At 68.1% G+C, this 22130-nt stretch carries 23 protein-coding genes; 12 read left to right on the top strand and 11 right to left on the bottom strand.

What is annotated here, in order from left to right:
- Nucleotides 1-12: 12 nt before the first annotated feature.
- A complete protein-coding gene (locus tag CLV77_RS00570; RefSeq protein WP_076981071.1) occupies nucleotides 13-1761 on the bottom strand; it encodes a heparinase II/III family protein in 1749 nt (582 codons plus the stop codon).
- 96 nt (nucleotides 1762-1857) lie between these two features.
- Nucleotides 1858-3162, bottom strand: a complete 1305-nt coding sequence (locus CLV77_RS00565) for an RsmB/NOP family class I SAM-dependent RNA methyltransferase (protein ID WP_076979728.1) — start codon at nucleotides 3160-3162, stop codon at nucleotides 1858-1860.
- Nucleotides 3163-3255: 93 nt separating this feature from the next.
- On the opposite strand from CLV77_RS00565, the gene CLV77_RS00560 reads away from it, so the two are divergent.
- On the top strand, nucleotides 3256-3477 hold the full coding sequence (locus tag CLV77_RS00560) for a DUF1674 domain-containing protein (protein ID WP_076979729.1): 222 nt from the start codon (nucleotides 3256-3258) through the stop codon (nucleotides 3475-3477).
- A gap of 30 nt (nucleotides 3478-3507) precedes the next feature.
- On the opposite strand, the gene dapB is transcribed toward CLV77_RS00560, so the two are convergent.
- Nucleotides 3508-4326, bottom strand: coding sequence for a 4-hydroxy-tetrahydrodipicolinate reductase (dapB, locus tag CLV77_RS00555; protein ID WP_076979730.1), 819 nt, complete (start codon nucleotides 4324-4326; stop codon nucleotides 3508-3510).
- Between the two features lie 99 nt (nucleotides 4327-4425).
- Between dapB and rbfA the strand changes: the two genes are divergently transcribed.
- From rbfA to CLV77_RS00535, 4 genes are all read left to right on the top strand, one after another.
- On the top strand, nucleotides 4426-4902 hold the full coding sequence (rbfA, locus tag CLV77_RS00550) for a 30S ribosome-binding factor RbfA (protein WP_076981072.1): 477 nt from the start codon (nucleotides 4426-4428) through the stop codon (nucleotides 4900-4902).
- A gap of 4 nt (nucleotides 4903-4906) precedes the next feature.
- On the top strand, nucleotides 4907-5686 hold the full coding sequence (locus CLV77_RS00545) for a phosphodiester glycosidase family protein (protein WP_076979731.1): 780 nt from the start codon (nucleotides 4907-4909) through the stop codon (nucleotides 5684-5686).
- Between the two features lie 105 nt (nucleotides 5687-5791).
- The gene (gene truB, locus CLV77_RS00540; protein ID WP_076979732.1) at nucleotides 5792-6697 is read left to right on the top strand and encodes a tRNA pseudouridine(55) synthase TruB; all 906 of its coding nucleotides are present in this window, start codon (nucleotides 5792-5794) and stop codon (nucleotides 6695-6697) included.
- 56 nt (nucleotides 6698-6753) lie between these two features.
- Entirely contained in the window at nucleotides 6754-7260 is a 507-nt protein-coding gene (locus CLV77_RS00535) for a DUF1643 domain-containing protein (RefSeq protein ID WP_076979733.1), read from the top strand.
- 58 nt (nucleotides 7261-7318) lie between these two features.
- Here CLV77_RS00535 and CLV77_RS00530 read toward each other — a convergent pair whose 3' ends face one another.
- Nucleotides 7319-8140 carry a calcium-binding protein gene (locus tag CLV77_RS00530; RefSeq protein WP_076979734.1) on the bottom strand — a complete coding sequence of 274 codons (822 nt, stop codon included), beginning with the start codon at nucleotides 8138-8140 and terminating at the stop codon, nucleotides 7319-7321.
- 363 nt (nucleotides 8141-8503) lie between these two features.
- On the opposite strand from CLV77_RS00530, the gene rpsO reads away from it, so the two are divergent.
- The 3 genes from rpsO (at nucleotide 8504) to CLV77_RS00515 (ending at nucleotide 11863) form a co-directional block, all read left to right on the top strand.
- Complete coding sequence (gene rpsO, locus CLV77_RS00525) at nucleotides 8504-8773, top strand: 30S ribosomal protein S15 (RefSeq protein WP_076979735.1); 270 nt, start codon at nucleotides 8504-8506, stop codon at nucleotides 8771-8773.
- A gap of 294 nt (nucleotides 8774-9067) precedes the next feature.
- Complete coding sequence (pnp, locus tag CLV77_RS00520; RefSeq protein WP_076979736.1) at nucleotides 9068-11203, top strand: polyribonucleotide nucleotidyltransferase; 2136 nt, start codon at nucleotides 9068-9070, stop codon at nucleotides 11201-11203.
- Nucleotides 11204-11431: 228 nt separating this feature from the next.
- Nucleotides 11432-11863 (top strand): response regulator, encoded by a 432-nt coding sequence (locus CLV77_RS00515; protein WP_085047300.1) that lies wholly within the window; start codon nucleotides 11432-11434, stop codon nucleotides 11861-11863.
- A gap of 66 nt (nucleotides 11864-11929) precedes the next feature.
- Here the strand turns inward: CLV77_RS00515 and CLV77_RS00510 are convergent, their stop codons facing one another.
- From CLV77_RS00510 to CLV77_RS00500, 3 genes are read right to left on the bottom strand one after another with little or no spacing between them, the layout of a single operon-like run.
- Nucleotides 11930-12973: a succinylglutamate desuccinylase/aspartoacylase family protein gene (locus CLV77_RS00510; RefSeq protein WP_076979738.1), complete on the bottom strand. Its 1044-nt coding sequence runs from the start codon at nucleotides 12971-12973 to the stop codon at nucleotides 11930-11932.
- A complete protein-coding gene (gene rimK / locus CLV77_RS00505) occupies nucleotides 12973-13878 on the bottom strand; it encodes a 30S ribosomal protein S6--L-glutamate ligase (protein WP_076979739.1) in 906 nt (301 codons plus the stop codon). Before rimK ends, CLV77_RS00510 begins: the two co-directional genes overlap by 1 nt.
- A complete protein-coding gene (locus CLV77_RS00500) occupies nucleotides 13875-14411 on the bottom strand; it encodes an ATP-dependent zinc protease family protein (RefSeq protein ID WP_076979740.1) in 537 nt (178 codons plus the stop codon). Before CLV77_RS00500 ends, rimK begins: the two co-directional genes overlap by 4 nt.
- A 197-nt stretch (nucleotides 14412-14608) precedes the next feature.
- Between CLV77_RS00500 and CLV77_RS00495 the strand changes: the two genes are divergently transcribed.
- Entirely contained in the window at nucleotides 14609-16048 is a 1440-nt protein-coding gene (locus CLV77_RS00495) for an aldehyde dehydrogenase family protein (RefSeq protein WP_076979741.1), read from the top strand.
- A gap of 128 nt (nucleotides 16049-16176) precedes the next feature.
- A complete protein-coding gene (locus tag CLV77_RS00490) occupies nucleotides 16177-17106 on the top strand; it encodes a VOC family protein (RefSeq protein ID WP_076979742.1) in 930 nt (309 codons plus the stop codon).
- Between the two features lie 27 nt (nucleotides 17107-17133).
- Here CLV77_RS00490 and CLV77_RS00485 read toward each other — a convergent pair whose 3' ends face one another.
- From CLV77_RS00485 to CLV77_RS00470, 4 genes are all read right to left on the bottom strand, one after another.
- Nucleotides 17134-17805, bottom strand: a complete 672-nt coding sequence (locus CLV77_RS00485) for a pseudouridine synthase (protein WP_076981073.1) — start codon at nucleotides 17803-17805, stop codon at nucleotides 17134-17136.
- Between the two features lie 225 nt (nucleotides 17806-18030).
- Nucleotides 18031-18909, bottom strand: coding sequence for a homocysteine S-methyltransferase family protein (locus CLV77_RS00480; protein WP_076981074.1), 879 nt, complete (start codon nucleotides 18907-18909; stop codon nucleotides 18031-18033).
- A gap of 75 nt (nucleotides 18910-18984) precedes the next feature.
- The gene (locus tag CLV77_RS00475) at nucleotides 18985-19473 is read right to left on the bottom strand and encodes a GAF domain-containing protein (RefSeq protein ID WP_083707762.1); all 489 of its coding nucleotides are present in this window, start codon (nucleotides 19471-19473) and stop codon (nucleotides 18985-18987) included.
- Nucleotides 19474-19517: 44 nt separating this feature from the next.
- A complete protein-coding gene (locus CLV77_RS00470; protein ID WP_076979743.1) occupies nucleotides 19518-20696 on the bottom strand; it encodes a thiolase family protein in 1179 nt (392 codons plus the stop codon).
- A 93-nt stretch (nucleotides 20697-20789) separates the two neighbouring features.
- Here CLV77_RS00470 and CLV77_RS00465 point away from each other — a divergent pair, with 93 nt between their 5' ends.
- Nucleotides 20790-21134: an STAS domain-containing protein gene (locus CLV77_RS00465; protein WP_076979744.1), complete on the top strand. Its 345-nt coding sequence runs from the start codon at nucleotides 20790-20792 to the stop codon at nucleotides 21132-21134.
- Between the two features lie 13 nt (nucleotides 21135-21147).
- Nucleotides 21148-21756, top strand: a complete 609-nt coding sequence (locus CLV77_RS00460) for an ATP-binding protein (protein WP_083707763.1) — start codon at nucleotides 21148-21150, stop codon at nucleotides 21754-21756.
- The last annotated feature ends 374 nt before the right edge of the window (nucleotides 21757-22130 follow it).

Below are 22130 nucleotides of genomic sequence, written 5' to 3'. Positions count from 1 at the left end.
AGCAGCAGGCGGTCAAATCGGTGTCATCTCGTCGCGTTCAAGGTCGCGAATGTGCGAGGGTGTATCCTGCGCCTTGGCCAGCGTCCAGCCAACGCGGGTGGCGTATTCTGTCACGGCGGCGCGAAGGACGACCTGCCGGGTCTCGCGCGGTTTCAGCCGCCCCCGCTCAAGGTAGACGCTGCCCTCCAGGCCCAGGCGCGCGCCGTCGCCCGTCTGCCGGAACACCCAGACCTCGCCCGAGCGCAGGGCGATCGAGATGGCCCGCCCCCCGAGGTCAAGCTCGGCCTCGGCGTCGGGATGGATGTGAAAGCGGATGGCAAAGCCCACCTTGTCCAGCCCGTTGCGGTTGAGATGCAGGTCGAACCGCCGCCGGTCGGCATCATTCATCGCGCCCAGCGTGTCCTCCCCCTCCAGCGTGCGGCCGTCGACCGACAGCTCCAGCCGCCGCACATGGCTGAGCCCGTGGGTGCGGCCGTAGCCGTTATGGGCCAGCATCAGCGCGTGGCCTTCGTCGCCCCGGGTCATGCGGGCGCGAACATCCGTCGGCGCATCCAGCAGCAGCTCCCGCTCAATCCCGCGGATCAGGCGGCGGGCCCCCAGCCGGGACGAGGAGAAGCCGTCGATCGACAGGGTCGAGTGCAGCGGCGTCGCCCGTCCCGCCTGTCGCCAGCGCCCGCCGAAGCTGAGGCCCGAGCCGCAGCTGACGATCACCGGGCGGCGGCCCGACGTTAGCTCGAACGCCAGGGTGCTGGCATGGGCGTTGTAGGAGACGGCCGGCGCGGGCGGCGGCGCGGCATCCACGATGACGCTGGTGCGGGCGGCAGATATCCGCGCATACCCCATGGAAAGACCCGCATTGGCGGCGATCTTGACCCCTGATGCTGCCAGAGCATGATCCAGCCGGCCGGTGACACCCCGCCCGCCCCCGTGGAATCGGGCCAGACCCCCGTCGGCGTGACGCAGGGCCCGCAGGGTGGGTGCGATCCGCTCGATCGCCAGCACGTGGTCGCGGGCGGCCATTTGCCCGGCCTCGCTCAGCCCCGCCGCCGACCAGGTCAGCATGGTGAAGACCTCAAGCAGCTCCTCGGGATTGCGGGTGGGAATGCCGCCCTCGGCGTCGATCTGCTCGCGGCACTCGGCGGCGATGGCGCGCATGGCGGGGCGCACATGGCGGTCCATGCCCTGAAGCGACAGCCCGGCATAAAGCAGCCCGGTCAGCGCCTCGAAGCGCGGCAGGCCGGGCGAGGCGCTTTTCCAGCGGCGCGACAGGAACACGCTTTGATGCCCGAGCGAGGAGAAATAGGCGGCAGAGGCCTCACGGCTCTGGCTGTGCAGCAGGAAAATCGCGTGGTTTATCCAGCGGATCATGCGCCGCCCGGTCAGGTCGGGGGTCCAGGCCGGCCCACGTCCGCGCCCGTACCGGCGGACCCAGTCGTTCAGCCACATCTGCGCCTTGCGCCGGGCCGCCGCGTCGCCCACTGCCGCCAGATCATCCAGCCAGCCGAAGCCGTGAAGCTCCTGCTCGAAGGCCAGCGAGGGCATTGGCACATCCCAGAGCGAAGGCGCCTCGGACTCGACCAGATGACCGGCGAACATGTAGTTGCCGGCCAGGATCTGACGCCCCCGCGCGACAGATCCGATGGTGCGCGGTTCGGGTTGCGAGACGAAGGCCACCGCCGGCGGTGCAAGGCCGGACAGGCGGGCATGCAGCCGGTTCAACAGCCGCGCCCCACGGCCCGACCATCCGTCTGAGGGGGTCAAACCTGCGGTCGTCTCAAAAGACATCTAAATCCGGATTGCTGACACTGCTCGGGGTGGGTGGTGTTTGGAACAGTCTACCGCGCCCCGGATAAGCTGTCATCGCTGAAAACGGACCATGTAGAAACCGTCCATCCCGCCGCGCTCTTCCCACAGGTCGGGGCGCAGGCGAAGGCCGCCTTCGGCGCTGCGCCAAGCGGGGTCGATCCCGTCCAGAGACCAGCCCTCGTCGACCCTGAGCCCGGGGTGGCGCGCCAGCGCCGCCACGGTCTGCGCCTCGCCCTCCTCGGGCAACAGCGAGCAGGTGCAGAAGACCAGCCGCCCGCCGGGTGCCAGCAGGCTCAGCGCGTGATCCAGCAGACGCGCCTGCAACTCGGTGACCGCTGAAAGGTCGCGGGTGGCCTTCGCGTGGGGCAGGTCGGGGTGGCGCCGGATGGTGCCGGTGGCCGAACAGGGCGCGTCCAACAGGATCGCGTCGAAGGGCCCCTCGGCAAAGGCCAGGGCGTCGCCGGCGACGACCCGGGCCTCAAGCCCGGTGCGTTCGAGGTTCTGGCGCAGCCGCTCCAGGCGCGCGGGCGACAGATCCAGCGCCGTCACCTCGGCGCCGGCGGCGGCAAGCTGCATGGTCTTGCCACCCGGTGCCGCACAAAGGTCCAGCACCTTTTCGCCCGGGCGCACATCAAGCATCCGCGCGGCCAGGGCGGCGGCGGCATCCTGGACCCACCATTCCCCCTCGGCATAGCCCGGCAGGGACGAGATGCGGCCCGGCTCGGCCAGACGCAGGCTGCCTGTGGGCAGAACCTCGACCGCCGCGCCATCGCCTTCTGCACCGTCACTCCCGGCGGGCAATGCCTCGGCGAGCGCCTCGGCCCGGGAGGGGTCGCGCAGGGTCAGGTCCACGGGCGGGTGGCTGGCGTGGACCCGTTCCATCCGCGCCACGGCGGCGTCGCCCCAGGCACGGCGGAGGGGCTGTCGCAGCCATTTGGGCAAGCGGTCGGGCGGCTGGGCGGCCCAGCGCGCGGGGCCCTCCTCGGCCACTTTCCGAAGGATGGCGTTGACCAGGCCCGACATACGGTTCTGCCGCGCATGGCCGCGCACCAGCGCCACGGCGCTGTCGACGACGCCATGGGGGGCGGCCCCCTCGTGACAGATCTCGACCGTGGCAAGGCGCAGCACCGCCAGGGTGAAGGCGGGCGGACGCTTGCGCATGTGGGGGGCCAGGACCCTGTCGGTGCGGCCCAGGTGGCGCAGGGCGGTGGTCGCCAGACGGCCGGCCCGGGCGCGGTCCGCCGGCTCCAGCCGCTCCAGCACATCCTGCAGCTCCATCAGGCTGCGGCCGTCGGCGGTGACGCCCACGACGATCTCTGCCGCGGCCTTGCGCGCCGCCAGTCCCGCCTTTGCCATGCGATGCTTCCCGGTTGTCCTGCGATCGCGCTTGCCTATATCAACTGTGTCCAGGCCTCAAGGAAACCGCAGCAGCCACCGTCAGGAAAGCGCATGACCACCCCGGACCATCCCGAACGCCAGAACGTCAGTTCCGAAGCCGCATCGCGCGACCTGCCCCCCGCAGCCCGCCGCGCCCTGGCGGAGGCCGAGGAACGCCGCCGTCTGGCAGAGGCCGGCGAAAAGGACCGGCCGGTCGAACTGGGGGGCCGCGAAGGGCCGGAGCCCGTGCGCTACGGCGACTGGGAAAAGAAGGGACTGGCCATCGATTTCTGACCGGGCTGCCGAGTTTGCGAGGTTGCGAACTCAGTCGCGGCGCAGGCCCAGCACGTCGATCATGTCATACTGCCCCGGGCCCTTGTCCTGACCCCAGAGTGCCGCGCGCAGTGCGCCCCGGGCAAAGATCGCCCGGTCGGTGGCCACGTGGCGCAGGATGATCCGCTCCCCCTCGCCCGCGAAAAGCACGTCGTGTTCGCCCACGATGTCCCCGCCGCGGACGGCAACAAAGCCGATATCGCCCGGCTTGCGCGCGCCGGTGATCCCGTCGCGCCCCCGGTCCGAGACATCTTCAAGCGCGACGCCCCGCCCTTCGGCGGCGGCCTCGCCCAGCATCAATGCGGTGCCCGAGGGGGCATCGACCTTGTGGCGGTGATGGGCCTCGATCACCTCGATATCGAATTCCTCGCCCAGGGCGGCGGCGACCTGCCGGGTCAACTGGGTCAGCAGGTTGACGCCCAGGCTCATGTTGCCGGCGCGCACGATGGGCGCGTGGCGCGCGGCGGGTTCGAGCTTGGCAATCTGCTCATCGCTCATGCCGGTGGTACCGATCACGTGCACGGCCCGGGCCTGCGCCGCCAGTTTCGCGAATTCCAGCGTCGCTTCGGGGGCGGTGAAGTCGATCACCGCCTGCGCCTTGGCAAAAGCCTCGAGCGGTTCGTCGGTGACGATGACGCCGCAATCGGCGCCGCCCATGGCCCGGCCCACGTCCTGGCCGACCCATTCATGTCCCGACCGCTCGATCGCACCGACAAGCCTTGCCCGGTCGCTTTCCCGGATGATCCGGATCAGCATCTGGCCCATGCGGCCCGACGCCCCTGTCACGACGATTCCCGGCAATTCGCTCATTTCGGCACTCCTGCTTGGTTCGGTTCCGTTTAGCCAATGCGCCCGCCCTTGGCAAAGGCTCGGTTGCCTGCCGGGCGAATGCGGATTATGTCGGCGTTCATGGCGAAAAAACGTTTCAACAGCGATGAAGGTCCCTCACAGCGTCAGCTGCGCGTGGGCGAACTTATCCGGCGCACGCTGGCCGATGTCCTGAACCGTGGCGATATCCACGATCCGGACTTGAACCGCATGTCCATCACCGTGGGCGAGGTCCGCACATCGCCGGACCTGAAGGTGGCGACTGCCTTCGTGTTGCCCCTGGGCGGCCAGGGCCGCGAGGAGGCCCTTCTTGCCCTGCGCAACAACCGCCACGAGCTGCGCCACCAGGTCGCCAAGAACCTGACCCTGAAATACGCGCCCGAGCTGCGGTTCCGCATCGACGAGACCTTCGACCGTATGGACGACACCCGTCGCCTGCTGGAAGACGACAAGGTCCGGCGCGACGTGGCCCGCGCCGATGAAGACGATCAGGGCGAAGATGGCTACGACGATATTGCCGGGTCGGACACTCCCGACGGGACCCGGCAGGAGGATTGAGACGATGAGCGTCCGGATCCGCACAGCCCTTGCCCTGCTTGCCCTTCTGCTGCCGATGCTGGGCGCCCTGCCCGCCGGCGCCGTCGAATGCGGCAAGCGCAATTTCGAGGGGGTGCGATTCTCGGTCTGCGAGGTGGCCCTGCCGGAAGAGGACCTGCGCCTTTTCCAGACCGACGCCGATGGGCGCCCATGGGGTCAGTTCGACCGCCTGGACGAGGCCCTGGCCGAAGACGACAAGCGTCTGGCCTTCGCCATGAACGGCGGGATGTATCACACCAACCGTGCCCCCGTGGGGCACCTGGTCGTGGATGGTGACGAGCGCATGCGCCTTATCACCAACCCCGGCCCCGGCAACTTCGGGATGCTGCCCAACGGCGTCTTCTGCCTGGGCGACGCCCGGGCCTGGGTGATGGAGACGCTGCGTTTCGAGAAGGCGGCGCTGGAGTGTCGCCAGGCCTCGCAATCCGGCCCCATGCTGGTGATCGAGGGAAAGCTTCATCCCAAGTTCAACCGCGACAGCAGCTCGCGCCTGATCCGCAACGGCGTCGGCGTCAGCCCCGACGGGCGCCGCGCCGTCTTCGTCATGTCCGACAGCTCGGTCAATTTTCACCAGTTCGCCCGCCTCTTCCGGGACGAGCTGGGAACGCCCAACGCGCTTTACATCGACGGCAACGTCTCGCGCCTCTATGCGCCCTCGATGGGTCGCTATGATCTGGGCCCCGAGATGGGGCCGATCGTCGGCGTGGTTGAGCAGGCAGGCCAGGAAACCGCCGCCTCCGACTGACGGCCTGCCGGACCTCAAACAGGCGGGTTCGCATTGACCCGCGCCCCCGCTTTGGGTAGCAGGCCGGTCTTTCGCAATCTTCCGCAAGCAGATGGATCTGGACACATGGGCCGCAGACGCAAGGGACGCGACATTTCGGGCTGGGTGGTGATCGACAAGCCCGCCGGCATCAGCTCGACCGCCGTGGTGAACAAGCTGCGCTGGGCCTTTGATGCCAAGAAGGCCGGCCATGCCGGCACCTTGGACCCCGAGGCGACCGGAGTGCTGGCCGTGGCGTTGGGCGAGGCGACCAAGACCGTTCCCTACGTGACCGATGCGCTCAAGGCCTATCGCTTCACCGTGCGTCTGGGCCAGACCACCAACACCGACGACGCCGAGGGCGAGGTCATCGCCGAAAGCGACCTGCGCCCCAGCGACGCCGAGATCGACGCTGCCCTGCCCGCCTTTCGCGGCCATATCATGCAGGTCCCGCCCCAGTTCTCGGCCGTGAAGGTCGACGGCGAGAGGGCCTATGCCCTTGCCCGCGGCGGCGAGGAGCTGGAGCTGGCCGCCCGCCCCCTTTGGGTCGAGGAGCTGAGTTTGGTCGAGCGGCCCGATGCAGATCACGTCACCCTCGAGATGGTCTGCGGCAAGGGCGGCTATGTCCGGTCGATCGCACGGGACCTGGGCCAGGCGCTGGGTTGCGGCGGCCACGTCCGCGAGCTGCGCCGAACCTGGTCCGGCCCCTTCGATGCCGAGGACGGCCTGAGCATGGACCAGGTCGAGGAACTGGCGCGCACGCCCGCGCTGGACGACCACCTGCTGCCGCTGGAACTGGGCCTAGCCGACCTGCCGGAATTGCCTACCACTGCCGAGGGTGCGACGCGCCTGCGCAACGGCAATCCGGGCATGGTCCTGACCTCGGACGCCGAGTATGGCGACGAGGCATGGGCCTCGTTCGAGGGGCGCGCCATCGCCGTCGGCACCTACCGCGCCGGAGAGCTGCACCCCAGCCGCGTCTTCGTCGGCTGAGCGGGCGGGCGCGCTGCCCGCTTGCCAAGCCCCGGCCCATTGGCGACAACCACCCCATGATCATCCGCAGCCACCAGAAGGGCGACGCGCCCTCGACCGCCGTCTATTCGCCTTGCGAACGATACCGCTATTCGCTGACCCGGGTCTGGGATCCGGCGGGGCCGAAGGTGTTCTTCGTGATGCTGAACCCCTCGACCGCGACCGAGGTCCAGAACGACCCCACGGTCGAACGGTGCGAGCGGCGGGCGCGGGCGCTGGGCTTCGGGGCGTTCCGTGTCGGCAACATCTTCGCCTGGCGCGATACCGACCCGCGCGCCATGCGCCGGGCCGAGGATCCGGTGGGCCCCGCCAATGACGAGGCCATCCGTGAGGGCTGTGCCTGGGCAGACGAGGTGATCGCCGCCTGGGGCACCCACGGCGCCCACCTGGAGCGTGGCCCCGAGGTCGAGCGGCTTCTGAGGGGTTGCGGTAAGCCGGTGCGGCACCTGGGACTGTCCAAGGCCGGCCACCCGCGCCACCCGCTTTACATTTCCTACGAAACGACGCCGCAGCCCTGGGACTGACGGCGACCTGCCGGGACGGCAGTTGGAACGCAGCGACCTGCTGGCGCGGCGCCGGGCCCTAGAACGCGTCGAGGGCCTGGGCAAAGACAACGATATCCTCGGCCTCGGTGGGACCATCCACTTGCGCGAGCTCCGCGCCGTCGCCGTAGATGTGGGAGACGCCGGTGTCGGGGTCGGTCTGGACCGTGATCTCGGGCGGCGGGCCTGTTTCGGGATCGTAGACGACGACGATCTGGTCTTCCTGATCATCATAGTCGGTGACATGGGCCGGCTCCCCGGGTTCGGCGTACCAGCTTCCCAGGATGAAGGTGTCTGCGCCTTCGCCGCCGGTGGCCGTGTCGTTCTGGCCGGCATAGATCCAGTCGTCATCCTCGCCGCCGTTCAGCAAATCGGCACCGTCGCCGCCGACCAGCACGTCGTTGCCGGCGCCGCCGCTGAGCTCATCATCCCCGCCGCCGCCGAACAGGACATCCATGCCCGCGCTGCCCTCCAGCACGTCATCGCCGCCCAGCCCTGCCAGGTAGCTGACCTGCCCGAACGAGCTTGACCCGCCGTCCATGCGCAGGACATCGGCGCCGTCGGTGCCCGTCATCGCGCCATCGAACGCGTCGGGAAGCTCGGCCGAACCGGCCTCGGCCTCCGATGCATAGGCGGCAAATTCGAGGATGGTGGCCATGGAGGCCCCGCCCTCGACGGTGCCGGCGCCCGCGTCGGGGTCGTCGGCCATCATCGAATGGGCCTGAGCGCCCTCGCCCGTGCCGTGATCACGGAGGTTGTCGGAATCATCATGCCCGGACTGCGCCTCGTCATCCTCGTTGCCAAAGATGTCGAGCACCATGCCCATGGTCATCATCAGCAGAAAGCTTCCCGCTGCGAACATTTTCAACCCTCCGCGTCCACGCGCCTTCTGGCCCGCGACGCCATCGGGCCCCCACCCGTTGGTTAATCAACAATGACTCTGTCTCGTGGCGTCTGGCAAGTTTTCCCCCCTGATTGTCGCGCGTTCGCGAACAATCTCAGGGGCATGGCAGATGGTAAGGCAGGACTGAGGACGAAGGGACAAGGTTAGGCCACAATCGGACAGGAAGGCCGCACCGATCCGGCCTCTTGCGGGAATCACCTTTCCATCGTCAAGGAATTCTCCTATACGCGCCCATCCCCCGATTCCGGGAGGTGCCTCCAAGGGCCTGTGCTGGACGACATCCCGGCCTGCGCCATCCACTCAACCTCGAAGGAGACCCCGATGTCGATCACCGTCGAAGACAAGCAGCGCCTGATGAAGGAATTCGCAACCAAGGAAGGCGACACCGGTTCGCCCGAAGTCCAGGTTGCCATCCTGTCCAGCCGCATCGCCACCCTGACCGAGCATTTCAAGACCCACAAGAAGGACAACCACGGCCGCCGTGGTCTTCTGAAGATGGTCGCCCAGCGCCGCAAGCTGCTGGACTACACCCGCGCCAAGGACGAGGCCCGTTACCAGGACCTCATCAAGCGCCTGGGCCTGCGCCGCTGATTTCAGCCGCAGAGACACCAATCAGGAAAGGCCGCCTTCGGGGCGGCCTTTTTCTTTGCTGCGACCGGATCGACCGCGGGCAGTGCCGCCCCGAGGCCCGCCAGCGCTCTCCGGGAAATGATCGCCAGGGGGAATCGTGCCCATGGCCACGCGGAGCGTTTTGCTGTAAGGGCCTCGCATCTGCGACGTGACGCCTGGCCCCGGCGCATGGAAACGATACAGGGGCGGCGGCAATGGGGCCGCCATTCAATCGGGGCGACCGGAACGCCGGACGCGCCCCAGACAGGATACGAGATGTTCAAAGTTTCAAAGAAATCGATGGAGTGGGGCGAAGACACCCTGACTCTGGAAACGGGCAAGATTGCCCGTCAGGCCGACGGCTGCGTCATCGCCACCTATGGCGAGACCTCGGTCATGGCCGCAGTGACCTTCGCGAAGGAACAAAAGCCCGGTCAGGACTTTTTCCCGCTGACGGTTCACTATCAGGAAAAATACTATGCTGCCGGTAAAGTGCCCGGCGGCTTCTTCAAGCGCGAGGCGCGCCCGTCCGAAAAAGAGACGCTGACCGCCCGCCTGATCGACCGCCCGATCCGCCCGCTGTTCGTCCCCGGCTTCAAGAACGAAGTTCTGGTGATGTGCACCGTCCTGTCCCACGATCTGGTCAACGACCCGGACATGGTTGCGATGATCGCCGCCTCGGCCGCGCTGACCCTGTCGGGCGCGCCCTTCATGGGTCCGATCGCCGGTTGCCGCGTGGGTTACGAGGATGGCGAATACATCCTGAACCCCGAAGTCAGCGACATGGACGGCCTGCGCAACAACCCCGATCAGCGCCTTGATCTGGTTGTCGCCGGCACCCAGGACGCCGTGATGATGGTCGAGTCCGAGGCATACGAGCTTTCCGAAGCCGAGATGCTGGGAGCGGTCAAGTTCGGCCACGAGCAGATCCAGCCCGTGATCGACCTGATCATCGATCTGGCCGAGGAAGCCGCGAAAGAGCCCTTCGACTTCACGCCCCCCGACTACAGCGCGCTTTACGACGCTGTGAAGAAGGCCGGCGAGAAGGACATGCGCGCCGCGTTCGCCCTGACCGACAAGCAAGAGCGGACCAACGCCATCTCGGCGGCCCGTGAAACCGTCAAGGCCTCGCTCAGCGAAGAGCAGCTTTCCGACGCCAACCTCGGCTCGGCCTTCAAGAAGCTGGAATCGTCGATCCTGCGCGGTGACGTGGTCAAGGGTGGCAAGCGTATCGACGGCCGCGCCCTCGACACCGTGCGCCCGATCGTCTCCGAAGTGGGCATCCTGCCCCGGACCCACGGCTCGTCGCTGTTCACCCGCGGCGAGACCCAGGCGCTGGTCGTGACCACGCTGGGCACCGGCGAGGACGAGCAGATCATCGACGCGCTGCACGGCAACTCGCGCTCGAACTTCCTGCTGCACTACAACTTCCCCCCCTACTCGGTGGGCGAGGTTGGTCGCGTTGGCCCTCCGGGCCGTCGTGAAATCGGCCACGGCAAGCTGGCCTGGCGCGCGCTTCAGGCCGTGCTGCCCGCCGCCACCGATTTCCCCTACACCATCCGCCTGGTCTCCGAGATCACCGAGTCCAACGGCTCGTCCTCGATGGCCACCGTCTGCGGCAGCTCGCTTGCCATGATGGACGCCGCCGTTCCGCTGAAGGCCCCCGTGGCCGGCGTTGCGATGGGTCTGATCCTGGAAGACGACGGCTCCTACGCGGTCCTGACCGACATCCTGGGTGACGAAGACCACCTGGGCGACATGGACTTCAAGGTTGCCGGTACCGAAGAGGGCATCACCAGCCTTCAGATGGACATCAAGGTCGCGGGCATCACGCCCGAGATCATGGAAAAGGCGCTGGAGCAGGCCCGTGCAGGTCGCCTGCACATCCTTGGCGAAATGTCCAAGGCCCTGTCCGAAGGTCGTCAGGAATTCTCGGCCCACGCGCCGCGGATCGAGACCATGACCGTGCCCACCGACAAGATCCGTGAAGTGATCGGTTCGGGCGGCAAGGTCATCCGCGAGATCGTGGAAACCTCGGGTGCCAAGGTCGACATCAACGACGACGGTGTCATCAAGATCGCCAGCCCGAACAACGAGTCGATCCAGAAGGCCTATGACATGATCTATTCGATCGTGGCCGAGCCCGAGGAAGGCAAGGTCTACAAGGGCAAGGTCGTGAAGATCGTCGATTTCGGCGCCTTCGTGAACTTCTTCGGCAAGCGCGACGGCTTGGTGCACGTCAGCCAGATCGAGAATCGCCGCCTGAACCATCCCTCGGATGTTCTGAAGGAAGGCCAGGAAGTCTGGGTCAAGCTGCTGGGCTTTGACGATCGCGGCAAGGTTCGCCTGTCCATGAAGATGGTCAACCAGGAGACCGGCGAAGAGGAAACGAAGGCCGGCGAAGAGGCCTGAGCCCTTCGCGACCCCACGTAACCTGAAAAAATGCGAGGCCCCGGCGGAACAAGCCGGGGCCTTTTGCATTGTGCCGCCGACAGAAGGGCAACCAGCCCCGTCCCGCTCGCCACCGGCTGCCACTGCCCGGTGACATTAATACATCACGAAAGTGCGACCGAACCGAAGCATTGGAACCATCCTCCTAGTGAGGGGGGTTGAGCCTCGGGGCATATGGAGAGCAGACAAATGAAGAGCTACGCGAATATTGCGGGATCCCGGGGGTCTCGCCCCTGTGAAATCGCAACCCCGCAAAAGCCCTCGCTCCGCGCCAAGCGCATCTTCGTGGCAGAGGACGAGATGCTGGTTGCGCTGGATATCGAGACAGCCTTCGGCGCGGCAGGTGCAATCCTGCTGGGCCCCGTGGGCCACCTGGACGAGGGGCTCCGCTCCCTCGAGGGGCTGGAAGAGATCGACGCCGCCGTCCTCGACGTGGACCTGCACGGCGACGAGGTCTTTCCCCTGGCGAAGATCCTGGCGGAGCGGCACGTGCCGTTCCTCTTTCACACCGGCCGCTCGGACCTGAGCGCGATCACCCAGCTGTTTCCGGGTGTGAAGATCTGCGCCAAGCCGGGCAAGGTCGAAGACCTGGTGACCGAGGTGGGCCGGCTGGTCCACTGACGTCCAAGCCTGCGCCACGGCCCTGCGGGGCCGTGACGACGATAGCCAATATCCGGCGGGCGCTGGCTAGATGATCTCATCCTCATCGAACATCGGATCCTCGGTCAGCTGACGGGCCAGCCCGTCCACTGCCGCGTCCGCCGCATCGGCCGAGGGGATCGCCGCCACGTGGAAGAGCGCGTCGCCCTCGTTGACGACCGGGAAGGTCGCGCGACCCACCACCACCCCCGAAGAGGCCGCCCGCACCTCGGTGTCGATGTCGCCGAACGGGTCCGAGACAACCCCCATCACATCGCCCGCGACGACCGTTTCCCCGGTCGAGCGGAAGGCCCGGAAAAGGCCGCCCACGGGCGCGCGGGTCCAGCTTGAGCCGCTGCACATCACGGGCGCGACCCGGGGCTTTGACACACCCTTGGCGGGGATCATCTCAAGCTCCCGCATCACACGCAGGATGCCCGAGACACCGGCCCGCACCGCCGCCTCGTCGAAACGCAACCCCTCGCCCGCCTCGTAAAGCAGCATGTCGACGCCGATCTCGGCGGCGGCCCCGCGCAGCGATCCGTCCCGCAACGGCGAGGTCAGGACCACCGGCGCGCCGAAGGCCTTGGCAAAGGCCGGCAGCCGTGGCCGGCCGGGCGAGATCCGCACCTGGGGCAGGTTCTCGCGGTGGATGGCCGCGCTGTGCAGGTCGATCCCGAAATCCGAGCGGCTGACCACCTCGGTCAGGAATTTCTGCGCCAGCCGCGCGGCGAGCGAGCCGCGCGCGCTGCCGGGGAAACAGCGGTTCAGGTCACGCCGGTCGGGCAGGTAGCGCGAGTGCAACAGGAAGCCGAAGGTATTGACGATGGGAATGGCCAGCAGCGTGCCGCGCAGTCGCGAAAGCTGGGGGGCGCGCAGCAGGCGGCGCACGATCTCGACCCCGATGATCTCGTCGCCATGAACGGCGGCGCTGACGAACAGGGTCGGCCCCGGCTGCTTGCCATGCAGCGCATGCACCGACAGGGCCACGGGGGTGTGGTCGCTCATCACGCTGACGGGGATGTCGATCGTCATGCGCTCGCCAGGGGCGACGGTCTTGCCCCCCAGCTCCAGCGGTAACCGCGATGGCATCAGCCGCGGCCCCTCGTTCTGGTCCGCCCCGGCTTGGCCCGCTTCTCGATGGTCTCGATGATCTTGCCGGCGATGTCGATGCCGGTGGCCTTCTCGACCCCTTCAAGACCGGGGGAGGAGTTGACCTCCATCACCACGGGGCCGTGGTTGGCGCGCAGCATGTCGACACCGCAGACGTTCAGCCCCATCGACTTGGCCGCCCGCACCGCGCAGGCGCGTTCCTCGGGGCTGATCTTGATCGACTTGGCGCTGCCGCCCCGATGCAGGTTCGAGCGGAACTCCCCCTCGGCGCCGGTGCGCTGCATGGCGGCCACGACCTTGCCATCGACCACCAGCGCGCGGATGTCGGTGCCGCCGGCTTCCTTGATGAATTCCTGAACGAGGATGTTGACGTTGGCGCCCCGGAACGCCTCGATCACCGACTTGGCCGAACGGTCCGTATCGGCCAGGACGACGCCGATGCCCTGGGTGCCTTCCAGCAGCTTGACCACCAACGGCGCGCCGCCCGCCAGGCGCACGACCTCCTCGGTCTGCTTGGAATCGTGGGCGAAGGTCGTCACCGGCAGGCCGATCCCGTCCCGCGCCAGAAGCTGCATCGAACGCAGCTTGTCGCGCGATCGCCCGATGGCCACGGATTCGTTCAGCGGATAGACGCCCTGCATCTCGAACTGCCTCAGTACCGCGAGGCCGTAAAAGGTGATCGAGGCGCCGATGCGGGGAATGACCGCGTCATACTGAGGCAGCTTCTCGCCCTCGTAATAGATCTCGGGCCGGCGCGAGGCGATGTTCATGTAGCAGCGCAGCGTGTTGATGATCTTCAACTCGTGCCCACGAGCCTCGGCCGCCTCCTTGAGACGACGGTGGGAATAGAGCTCGGCGTTCCTTGCCAGCATCGCGATCTTCATTCGTCGTCCCTTTCCATGGTCTGGGTTTTGGCCGCCCGGGGCTTTCCGGCCGCCCGCTTCGTCTTTTCGGCACCTCCCCTGCCGGCGGGCGGACCCGCCAGGAAGGAGCGTCCGGCATCCACCAGCACCCGGTGCCGCCGGATCGCCGTGCGCCCCAGGATCAGCGGCATCGCCATGCCGGCCCGGTCGGCCAGCGAGATCTCGATCGTCCAGCGCCGCCCGCCGATCAGCAGGGCGGTCGCGATCACGTGCCGCTCCTCGCCGATACCGCTGGTGTTGCGAATCTCGCGGCGGTCGACCAGCCGGGCCTCGCAATCGGCGGCCCGGGTCAGCCCCGCGTGAGGGATGTGGAACCGCACCCAGCTTTCGCCGTCACGCTCGAAAGGTCGGATGCGGGTGGCATGCAGCGCCGAGGTCCGCGCACCGGTATCTATCTTCGCGTGAATCAGCGGCAGCCCCAGGTCCGGCAGCGCGATCTTTTCGCGCCATCCTATCACCGTGACCGGACGGCTGCTGGGTTTCGTGTCTTTCATCCGGCCTCTCGCCCCTGGAATTGCCCTTTCTCCATGTATGGGGAACGGGGCCAAGGGCAACAGAAAAAGATCGCGGCGGATGTTGGGGAAAGGGGTCAGGGCGAAGTTCAGGGCCGGGTCGGGGGCGGGTCCGAAATCTTCTTGATGCCCCCTCCCGGCAATGAGACTGTGATCGCGGATCTGCCCTGGAGGATGACATGATCGACCATCGGAAATTCTACATCGACGGCGCCTGGGTAGACCCCGCCGCACCGCGCGACCACGAGGTGATCGACCCCTCCAGCGAAGAGGCCTGCGCGGTGATCTCGCTGGGCGACCGGGCCGACACCGACGCCGCGGTTGCCGCCGCGCGCCGGGCTTTCGAGGGCTGGTCGCAAAGCCCGCTCGAGACCCGGATCGGCCACCTGGAAAAGCTGTTGGAGCTTTACAAGGCCCGTGCCGACGACATGGCCCGCGCCATCAGCACCGAAATGGGCGCGCCCGTGGATCTGGCCCGCTCGGCCCAGGTCGGGGCCGGGTCCTTCCACCTGGACGGCTTCATCAAGGCGCTGCGCGATTTCCGCTTCGAGGCCCCTCTCGGCCCCCAGGCCCCGACCGAGATGATCCTGCGTGAGCCGATCGGCGTCTGCGCCCTCATCACTCCGTGGAACTGGCCGATGAACCAGATCATGCTGAAGGTCGCGCCGGCGGCGGGCGTCGGCTGCACCGTCGTTCTGAAACCGTCCGAGGTGGCGCCCCTGTCGGCCATGCTCTTTGCCGAGCTGATGGACGAGGCGGGCTTCCCCGCCGGCGTCTTCAACCTGGTGAACGGCGACGGCCCCGGCGTCGGCAGCCAGCTGTCTTCGCATCCCGATATCGACATGGTCAGCTTCACCGGCTCGACCCGGGCGGGCACCGCGATCTCGAAGGCGGCGGCGGATACGCTCAAGCGCGTGTCGCTGGAACTGGGCGGCAAGGGCGCCAACATCATCTTCGCCGACGCCCATGAGAAGGCAGTGAAACAGGGCGTCATCAGATGCTTCCGCAACAGCGGTCAGTCGTGCAACGCCCCGACCCGGATGCTGGTCCAGCGCGACCGCTACGAGCAGGCCCTGGAAGAGGCCCGCGCCGCCGCCGAGGCGACCGCCACCGGCCCCGCCAGCGCCGAGGGGCGCCATATCGGTCCGGTCGTCAACGAGACCCAGTTCAACAAGATCCAGGACTTGATCCAGAAGGGCATCGACGAGGGCGCGCGCCTGCTGGCCGGCGGACCCGGCCGCCCAGAGGGGACCAACCGGGGGTATTTCGTGCGCCCGACGGTCTTTGCCGACGCGACCGCCGACATGACCATTTTCCGCGAGGAGATCTTCGGCCCCGTGCTGACGATGATGCCCTTCGACAGCGAGGAGGACGCGATCGCCATCGCCAATGACACCGCCTACGGCCTGACCAACTATATCCAGTCCTCGGACCCCGAGACCTGCCAGCGCGTCGCGCGGCGCCTGCGCTCGGGCATGGTCGAGATGAACTACCAGGCCTTCGGCCAGGGCTCGCCCTTCGGGGGCTACAAGCAGTCGGGCAACGGCCGGGAGGGAGGGCGCTTCGGGCTGGAGGAGTTTCTTGAGACCAAGGCCGTCAGCGGCTGGTCGGCCGGCTGAGCCAGCCCTGACCCGGGGGGCACCCCCCGGGCAGACCGCCGTTTGCAGTCCCCTGTCGCGCCCTATGTGATAGGATGGGAACAGGCCCACCGGGGCCTGTCCCGCCCCAATTCGCCGGAGGACGCGCCATGCTCAAGCAGATCAAAGGGCTTCACCACGTCACCTCGCTTGCCAGCAGCGCCAGCGCCAACAACCGCTTCTTCACCGACACGTTGGGCCTGCGGCGGGTGAAGAAGACGGTCAATTTCGACGCGCCGGATGTCTACCACCTTTATTACGGGGACGAGGTGGGCACGCCGGGCACAGTGATGACCTATTTCCCCTTCCCCGACGCGGCCCCCGGCAAACCGGGCGTGGGCGAGGTGGGCACCACCGCCTTTGCCGTGCCCGTGGGAAGCCTGCCTGCCTGGGCCGAGCGGCTGTCCGGCGCCGGGGTCCACGAGTTGGAGCGGACAGCCTCGTTCGGCGAGGAGCGTCTGGAATTCGACGGGCCCGACGGAGAGCGCCTCGCCCTGGTCGAGACGGCCGACCAGCGCACCCCCTGGACCGGCAGCGGCCTGTCCGAGGACATGGCGATCCGCGGCTTCCACTCGGCCAGCATGCGCCTGCGCGACGAAGGGGGCACGGCCGAGCTGCTGCGTTTCATGGGGTATGAGGAGCAGGAGCGCCAGGGCAACACCCGCCGCCTCGTGGTGCCGGGCGGCAATGCGGCCAATGTCATCGACCTCGAGACCTTGCCCGCCGCCGGCCGTGCCGACCAGGGGGCGGGTTCGGTCCACCACATCGCGTTTTCGGTCGAGAACCGGGAAAAGCAACTGGAGGTGCGCCAGGCGCTTTTGGACACGGGCTACCAGGTGACGCCCGTGATCGACCGGGATTATTTCTGGGCGATCTACTTCCGCACGCCGGGCGGGATCCTCTTCGAGGTGGCGACCAACGAGCCGGGGTTCGACCGGGACGAGGATGTCGCCCACCTCGGCGAGGCCCTGCGCCTGCCCAGCCAGCACGAGCACCTGCGCGCGCGCCTCGGCGAGCTGCTGGAGCCGATCGAGGGATAAGGGCGGCCCTGCCGGGCGCGGTTCAGGTCAGAACGGGCATTTGGCCGAGTAACTCTGCCATTCGCCGCCGTCCGGGTGGCGCAGCTTCAGCTTTTCGGCATGGAGCATCATGCGCGGCGCCCTCAAGGCGGCACCGCTGGCGTAAAGCGGATCGCCCAGGATCGGGTGGCCGATCTCAAGCATATGCACCCGCAGTTGATGCGAGCGGCCCGTGTGCGGCGTCAGGCGGACCCGCGTTGCGCCCTCGGGCAGATCCTCGTCCGCCTCCTCGTAACGGACCACCCGCCAGTCGGTGACGGCCGCGCGCCCGTTCTCGTGATCCACATGCTGGCGCGGCCGGTTGGGCCAGTCCACGCCCAGTGGCAGATCGACGGTGCCCCGACGCTCCTCCAGCCGGCCGGTCAGGCGGGCGACATAGGTCTTCCGGGTCTGGCGCTTTTCGAACTGAAGCCCCAGATGCCGCTGGGCGGAATGGGTCAGCGCGAAGACCATGATCCCCGAGGTGTCCCTGTCCAGCCGATGCACCAGCAGCGCCTCGGGGAAGACCGCCTGCACCCGCGCGATCAGGCAATCGGCCAGGTGCGCGCCCTTGCCGGGCACCGACAGCAGTCCGGCGGGCTTGTCGACCAGAAGAATCTGATGGTCGTGATGAACGACCGCCAGCGGATCCTGCGGTGGATCGTAGTCGGCGCCGTGCAGGACGGGCGCGGGGGCAGTTCCGGCGCCGGTCTCGGGATCTTTGTCAGATCCTTTGCCGGGGCTGGTTTCTGCGTTGGCATTTGCGCTGGCGTCAGGCCCGGTCACTGTCACGGTGGGCATCCTTCAAGGCGGGGGCACTGGCGCCCGTTCCTGCCAGAGACGGGCGCGATCCGCAAGCTGACGTCCAGGCGGGCCGCTACGGATCTCGCCCGCCAGGGGCCGGCGCTACTTGCCCAGGCGGCGCGCGATCTCGGCGATATGGGGCACGCCGATCTCGCAGCAGCCGCCGACGATGGTGGCGCCCTGATCGACCCAGCGCATGACGTGGTCGGCGTAGACCTCGGGCGTCATGTCGGTGCGGGCGGACAAGGCATCGACCGTGGGCCGGTCGGTCAGGAAGGCGTCGGTGATCCCGGTGAAGCCGTTGGCATAGGCCCCGAACCGGATGCCGAACTCAGCCAGCACCTCCAGCCCGGCGGGTACCACCTCGGGCGGGGAGCAGTTGATCAGGACCGCCTCGGGCAGGTAGACGTCGATCAGCGGCGCGAGGTCGGCCAGCGCCTCGCCCGAGCGCAGACGCGTGCCGTCCTTCTCGTCCACCGCCATCGACAGCCACATGGGCCGCCCGCCCTCGCGCGCGGCCATCAGCGCGCCGCGCGCCTGCTCGACCGAGGACATCGTCTCGATCAGGAACTTGTCGACGTGCCGCGCCAGGATGGCGACACTTGGGGCATATTCCTTGGCGGCCTCGGTCGCGGCCGGGCACAGCTCGGGCCGGTAGGAGGCGCGCAGCGGCCCCAGCGATCCGGCGATCAGCCGGTCGGGGTAATTGGCGCGGGCCGCCTGGGCCTCGTGGATGGCCTCGTTGATCAGGCGCTCGAACATGTCCTCGTGCCCGGTGCCGGCAAGCCGGTCGGGCAGCAGGGCGTAGGTGTTGGTCGTCGCCACATCGGCGCCGGCGGCGTAATAATCCTCGTGCACGTGGCGCACCATGCCGGGGTGTTCCAGCATGACCGAGGTCGCCCAGAGCGGTGTCGGCGTGCCGCCCGACCGCTTCAGCAATTCCTGCCCCATGCCGCCGTCCAGAAGTGTCACATCGCTCATCGCATCCTCCATTCCGGTGCTTGCACGCGAAGATCTAGCGCCGCGGAGGGGGCCTGCCAGCCCCGGGACCGGCGCTCAGGAAAAGGCGGCCGCCAGGATCTTCTCCAACCGTTCGGCATCCTGGGCGGTGAAGGCGTCGGGCCGGTCGCTGTCGATGTCGAAGACCGCGATCACCTCTCCGGCCTTGTCGAACACCGGCAGGACCAGCTCGGACCGGGTCGAGGAGGCGCAGGCGATATGCCCTTCGAACGCCTCGACATCGGGGACAAGCTGCACCTGGCCGCTGCGCGCCGCCGCGCCGCAGACCCCTCGCGTGAAGGGGATGCTCAGGCAGCCATGGCCACCCTGATAGGGGCCGATCTTCAGCAGCCCGGGCGCGACGACCCGGTAGAAGCCGGTCCAGTCGAAACGGGGATCGGCATGATGCACCTCGCAGGCGATGGTGGCCATCAGGGCGACGGCGTCGGTCTCCCCCTCGGTCAGGCTGGCGATGGTTTTTTCCAGCAGGTCGTAATCGACCGTCACGGGTTCTGTGGTATCGGCCATGGGCATCGGGTGGGACATGGAAAGGGATCCTTCGGGAATTGGGGGAAGAGGGGTGGCGCGGGTCAGTCCCGCTCGATCGCGATGGCCGTGCCCTCGCCTCCGCCGATGCAGATGGCCGCGACGCCGCGGCGCGCGCCACGCCGCTCCATCGCGTTGAGAAGGGTGACGATGATCCGCGCCCCCGAGGCCCCGATCGGGTGGCCCAGCGCGCAGGCGCCGCCGTTGACGTTCAGCCGGTCCCGGGGGATCCCCATCTCCTTCATGAAGGCCATGGGCACGACGGCGAAGGCCTCGTTGACCTCCCACAGGTCGACATCGCCCACCTGCCAGCCCGCCCGCTCCAGCACCTTGCGGGCGGCGGGGACCGGGGCGGTGGTGAACCATCCCGGCTCTTGCGCGTGGGAGGCGTGGGCGACGATGCGCGCCCGGCTTGCATAGCCGCGTTCGCCCGCCACCCGTTCGGGGGTCAGCACCAGCGCCGCCGCCCCGTCCGAGATCGACGAGGAATTGGCCGCCGTCACCGTTCCCTCGGCCCGGAAGGCGGGTTTCAGATGAGGGATGCGGTCGGGGCGGGCCTTGGCGGGCTGTTCATCCTGTCGGACCTCGACCGCGCCCTTGCGGCTTTCGACCGTAACGGGAACAATCTCGTCGTCGAAGGCGCCGCTGCGCTGCGCCTCGAGGGCGTTTTCCAGCGATTGCAGCGCGAAGGCGTCCTGATGCTCGCGGCTGAAGGCGAACTTGCCGGCGCAATCCTCGGCGAAGGTGCCCATCAGGCGGCCGCTCTCATAGGCATCCTCAAGCCCGTCGAGGAACATGTGATCCACGACCTTGTCATGGCCGAGGCGTGCACCGCAGCGCATCCGCGGCAGGATGTAGGGGGCGTTCGACATGTTCTCCATGCCGCCCGCCACGATGACCGAGGCCCCGCCCAGCGCCAGCTGGTCATGGGCCATCATCACCGCCTTCATCCCCGAGCCGCACATCTTGTTGAGCGTCGTCGCGGGCACGTGGCGCGACAGGCCTGCGCTGAACCCCGCCTGACGCGCCGGGGCCTGGCCCTGCCCCGCCGGCAGCACGCAGCCCATCAGCAGCTCGTCCACGGCCTCGGGGCGGACGCCGGCGCCAGACAGCGCGGCCGCGATCGCCTCGCCGCCCAGCCGCGCGGCGGGCACGCCGTCAAAATCGCCCTGAAAGCCGCCCATCGGGGTGCGCATGGCCCCCGCGATCACGATGCGTTCCATGCTCGGTCTCCTGATGCTTGCTTGCCGGTTTCTGCATACCGGATCGTAACCTTTGCCGTCTAGCCATGTTCCCGGGTGGACGAGAGGTACGGGATGCAACTGACAAAGGAATACGAACCCGATCTGCTGATCGTCACGGTGACGGAGGATCGCCTGGACGCCGCCGCCGCTGTCGCCTTCAAGGACGCGATGAAGGCCGCGACCCGCGATGCGCCGCGCCGCGTGATCCTGGACCTTGGCCAGGTGACGTTCCTGGACAGCAGCGGCCTTGGCGCGATCGTCGCCGTGATGAAACAGCTTGCGCCGGCGCGACAGCTTGAGGTGGCGGCGTTGCACCCGAACGTGATGCGCGTCTTTCGCCTGACGCGCATGGACTCGGTGATCCCCGTCCACCCGGGACGGCCCCGGCGTAATCAGGATCTGCCGAAAGTATCTTGAAAGGACCCTCTTGATGCCACACCCCGTATCGGTCCCCCTGCGCCCCTCCCCTCCAGGGTCGCGCCCGCCCATGAGCGGCGGCAGCAGCCTGACGCTGAGCCTGCGAAGCGAGCTGATGGCCGTGCGCCAGACACTGCGCGCGGTGCGCCGCAGCCTCGACGCCATGCCGCTCACCGAAGGCGGCGCCGGCATGGTCGAGCTTGCCCTGGCCGAGGCGATGAACAACGTGGTCATCCACGCCCACGGAAAAGCGACCGGCATCCTTCAGCTGCGCCTGCGCCAGACCGGATCGCACCTGTTGGTGCGGCTTCGGGACAACGGGCGGGGAATGCCCGGCGGATCACCCCCCGATGGCCTGCCGCCCTTGACCGGGGAATTGGGGGAGCCGCCGCGCGATGGCGGGTTCGGCTGGTTTCTCATCCGCTCGGTCACGTCGCGCGTGCGCTACCGAAGGGCCGGCGGCTGGAACTGCCTCAGTTTCAGCGTCCCGCTGATCCTGCGCGGCCCGGCGGAGGGCCCATCGCCCCGACCCCGGCATGAACGGCCGGGTTTCCGCTTGGGCGTCGTGCCGACGCGGGAGGAGGCGGGCAGCCCGCTGCCGCGAAGCTGGGTCATCGGGTAGCCGGTTCTGGTTCCCTGATCTTGGCCTCCCAGCCCGGGCGCGCGGGGAGTGGCGTCGGCCCCCCCGTATTCTTACATCCTTTCTCGCGCTTCCATCGGCTGGCTGTACCCCAGAGAGCTAGGGACGGCCCGAGACTGCTGCCCCCTCCAATGCCATCCTCGCCCCCAAAGGCACTCGATCCCACGCACACCCGTTTGCCTCCGGCGAGTTGCCGCATCCGGTGCCGCCATCGGGCCCAAGGGCCGCGATCGGGTCGGGGAATGGGCAGGCCCCGGGGCACAGTCCGCGCCGCCGGCGCGAAAGGCTGCGCCTTCGTCTTGGCAAGCCCCGCCGCTCGGGCTAGCGTGCCGGCGCAGCAGCAGGGGGGCCAGAAC

Source organism: Brevirhabdus pacifica, from assembly GCF_002797755.1.
In the GTDB taxonomy this organism is placed as follows: domain Bacteria; phylum Pseudomonadota; class Alphaproteobacteria; order Rhodobacterales; family Rhodobacteraceae; genus Brevirhabdus; species Brevirhabdus pacifica.
Note: the sequence above shows the minus strand (reverse complement) of the source record. Positions and strands in the feature narration are given on the sequence as shown.

Bases quoted from the DNA above. Each gene is read 5' to 3' on its own strand.
- CLV77_RS00510 (WP_076979738.1), bottom strand. From the start codon at position 12,973: ATGCCATCGCGGTTACCGCTGGAGCTGGGGGGCAAGACCGTCGCCCCT.
- CLV77_RS00480 (WP_076981074.1), bottom strand. From the start codon at position 18,909: ATGAGCGATGTGACACTTCTGGACGGCGGCATGGGGCAGGAATTGCTG.
- CLV77_RS00560 (WP_076979729.1), top strand. From the start codon at position 3,256: ATGACCACCCCGGACCATCCCGAACGCCAGAACGTCAGTTCCGAAGCC.
- rbfA (WP_076981072.1), top strand. From the start codon at position 4,426: ATGGCGAAAAAACGTTTCAACAGCGATGAAGGTCCCTCACAGCGTCAG.
- CLV77_RS00470 (WP_076979743.1), bottom strand. From the start codon at position 20,696: ATGGAACGCATCGTGATCGCGGGGGCCATGCGCACCCCGATGGGCGGC.
- dapB (WP_076979730.1), bottom strand. From the start codon at position 4,326: ATGAGCGAATTGCCGGGAATCGTCGTGACAGGGGCGTCGGGCCGCATG.
- pnp (WP_076979736.1), top strand. From the start codon at position 9,068: ATGTTCAAAGTTTCAAAGAAATCGATGGAGTGGGGCGAAGACACCCTG.
- CLV77_RS00475 (WP_083707762.1), bottom strand. From the start codon at position 19,473: ATGTCCCACCCGATGCCCATGGCCGATACCACAGAACCCGTGACGGTC.
- truB (WP_076979732.1), top strand. From the start codon at position 5,792: ATGGGCCGCAGACGCAAGGGACGCGACATTTCGGGCTGGGTGGTGATC.
- CLV77_RS00465 (WP_076979744.1), top strand. From the start codon at position 20,790: ATGCAACTGACAAAGGAATACGAACCCGATCTGCTGATCGTCACGGTG.
- CLV77_RS00495 (WP_076979741.1), top strand. From the start codon at position 14,609: ATGATCGACCATCGGAAATTCTACATCGACGGCGCCTGGGTAGACCCC.
- CLV77_RS00460 (WP_083707763.1), top strand. From the start codon at position 21,148: ATGCCACACCCCGTATCGGTCCCCCTGCGCCCCTCCCCTCCAGGGTCG.
- CLV77_RS00545 (WP_076979731.1), top strand. From the start codon at position 4,907: ATGAGCGTCCGGATCCGCACAGCCCTTGCCCTGCTTGCCCTTCTGCTG.
- CLV77_RS00565 (WP_076979728.1), bottom strand. From the start codon at position 3,162: ATGGCAAAGGCGGGACTGGCGGCGCGCAAGGCCGCGGCAGAGATCGTC.
- CLV77_RS00515 (WP_085047300.1), top strand. From the start codon at position 11,432: ATGAAGAGCTACGCGAATATTGCGGGATCCCGGGGGTCTCGCCCCTGT.
- CLV77_RS00490 (WP_076979742.1), top strand. From the start codon at position 16,177: ATGCTCAAGCAGATCAAAGGGCTTCACCACGTCACCTCGCTTGCCAGC.
- rimK (WP_076979739.1), bottom strand. From the start codon at position 13,878: ATGAAGATCGCGATGCTGGCAAGGAACGCCGAGCTCTATTCCCACCGT.
- CLV77_RS00500 (WP_076979740.1), bottom strand. From the start codon at position 14,411: ATGAAAGACACGAAACCCAGCAGCCGTCCGGTCACGGTGATAGGATGG.
- rpsO (WP_076979735.1), top strand. From the start codon at position 8,504: ATGTCGATCACCGTCGAAGACAAGCAGCGCCTGATGAAGGAATTCGCA.
- CLV77_RS00530 (WP_076979734.1), bottom strand. From the start codon at position 8,140: ATGTTCGCAGCGGGAAGCTTTCTGCTGATGATGACCATGGGCATGGTG.
- CLV77_RS00535 (WP_076979733.1), top strand. From the start codon at position 6,754: ATGATCATCCGCAGCCACCAGAAGGGCGACGCGCCCTCGACCGCCGTC.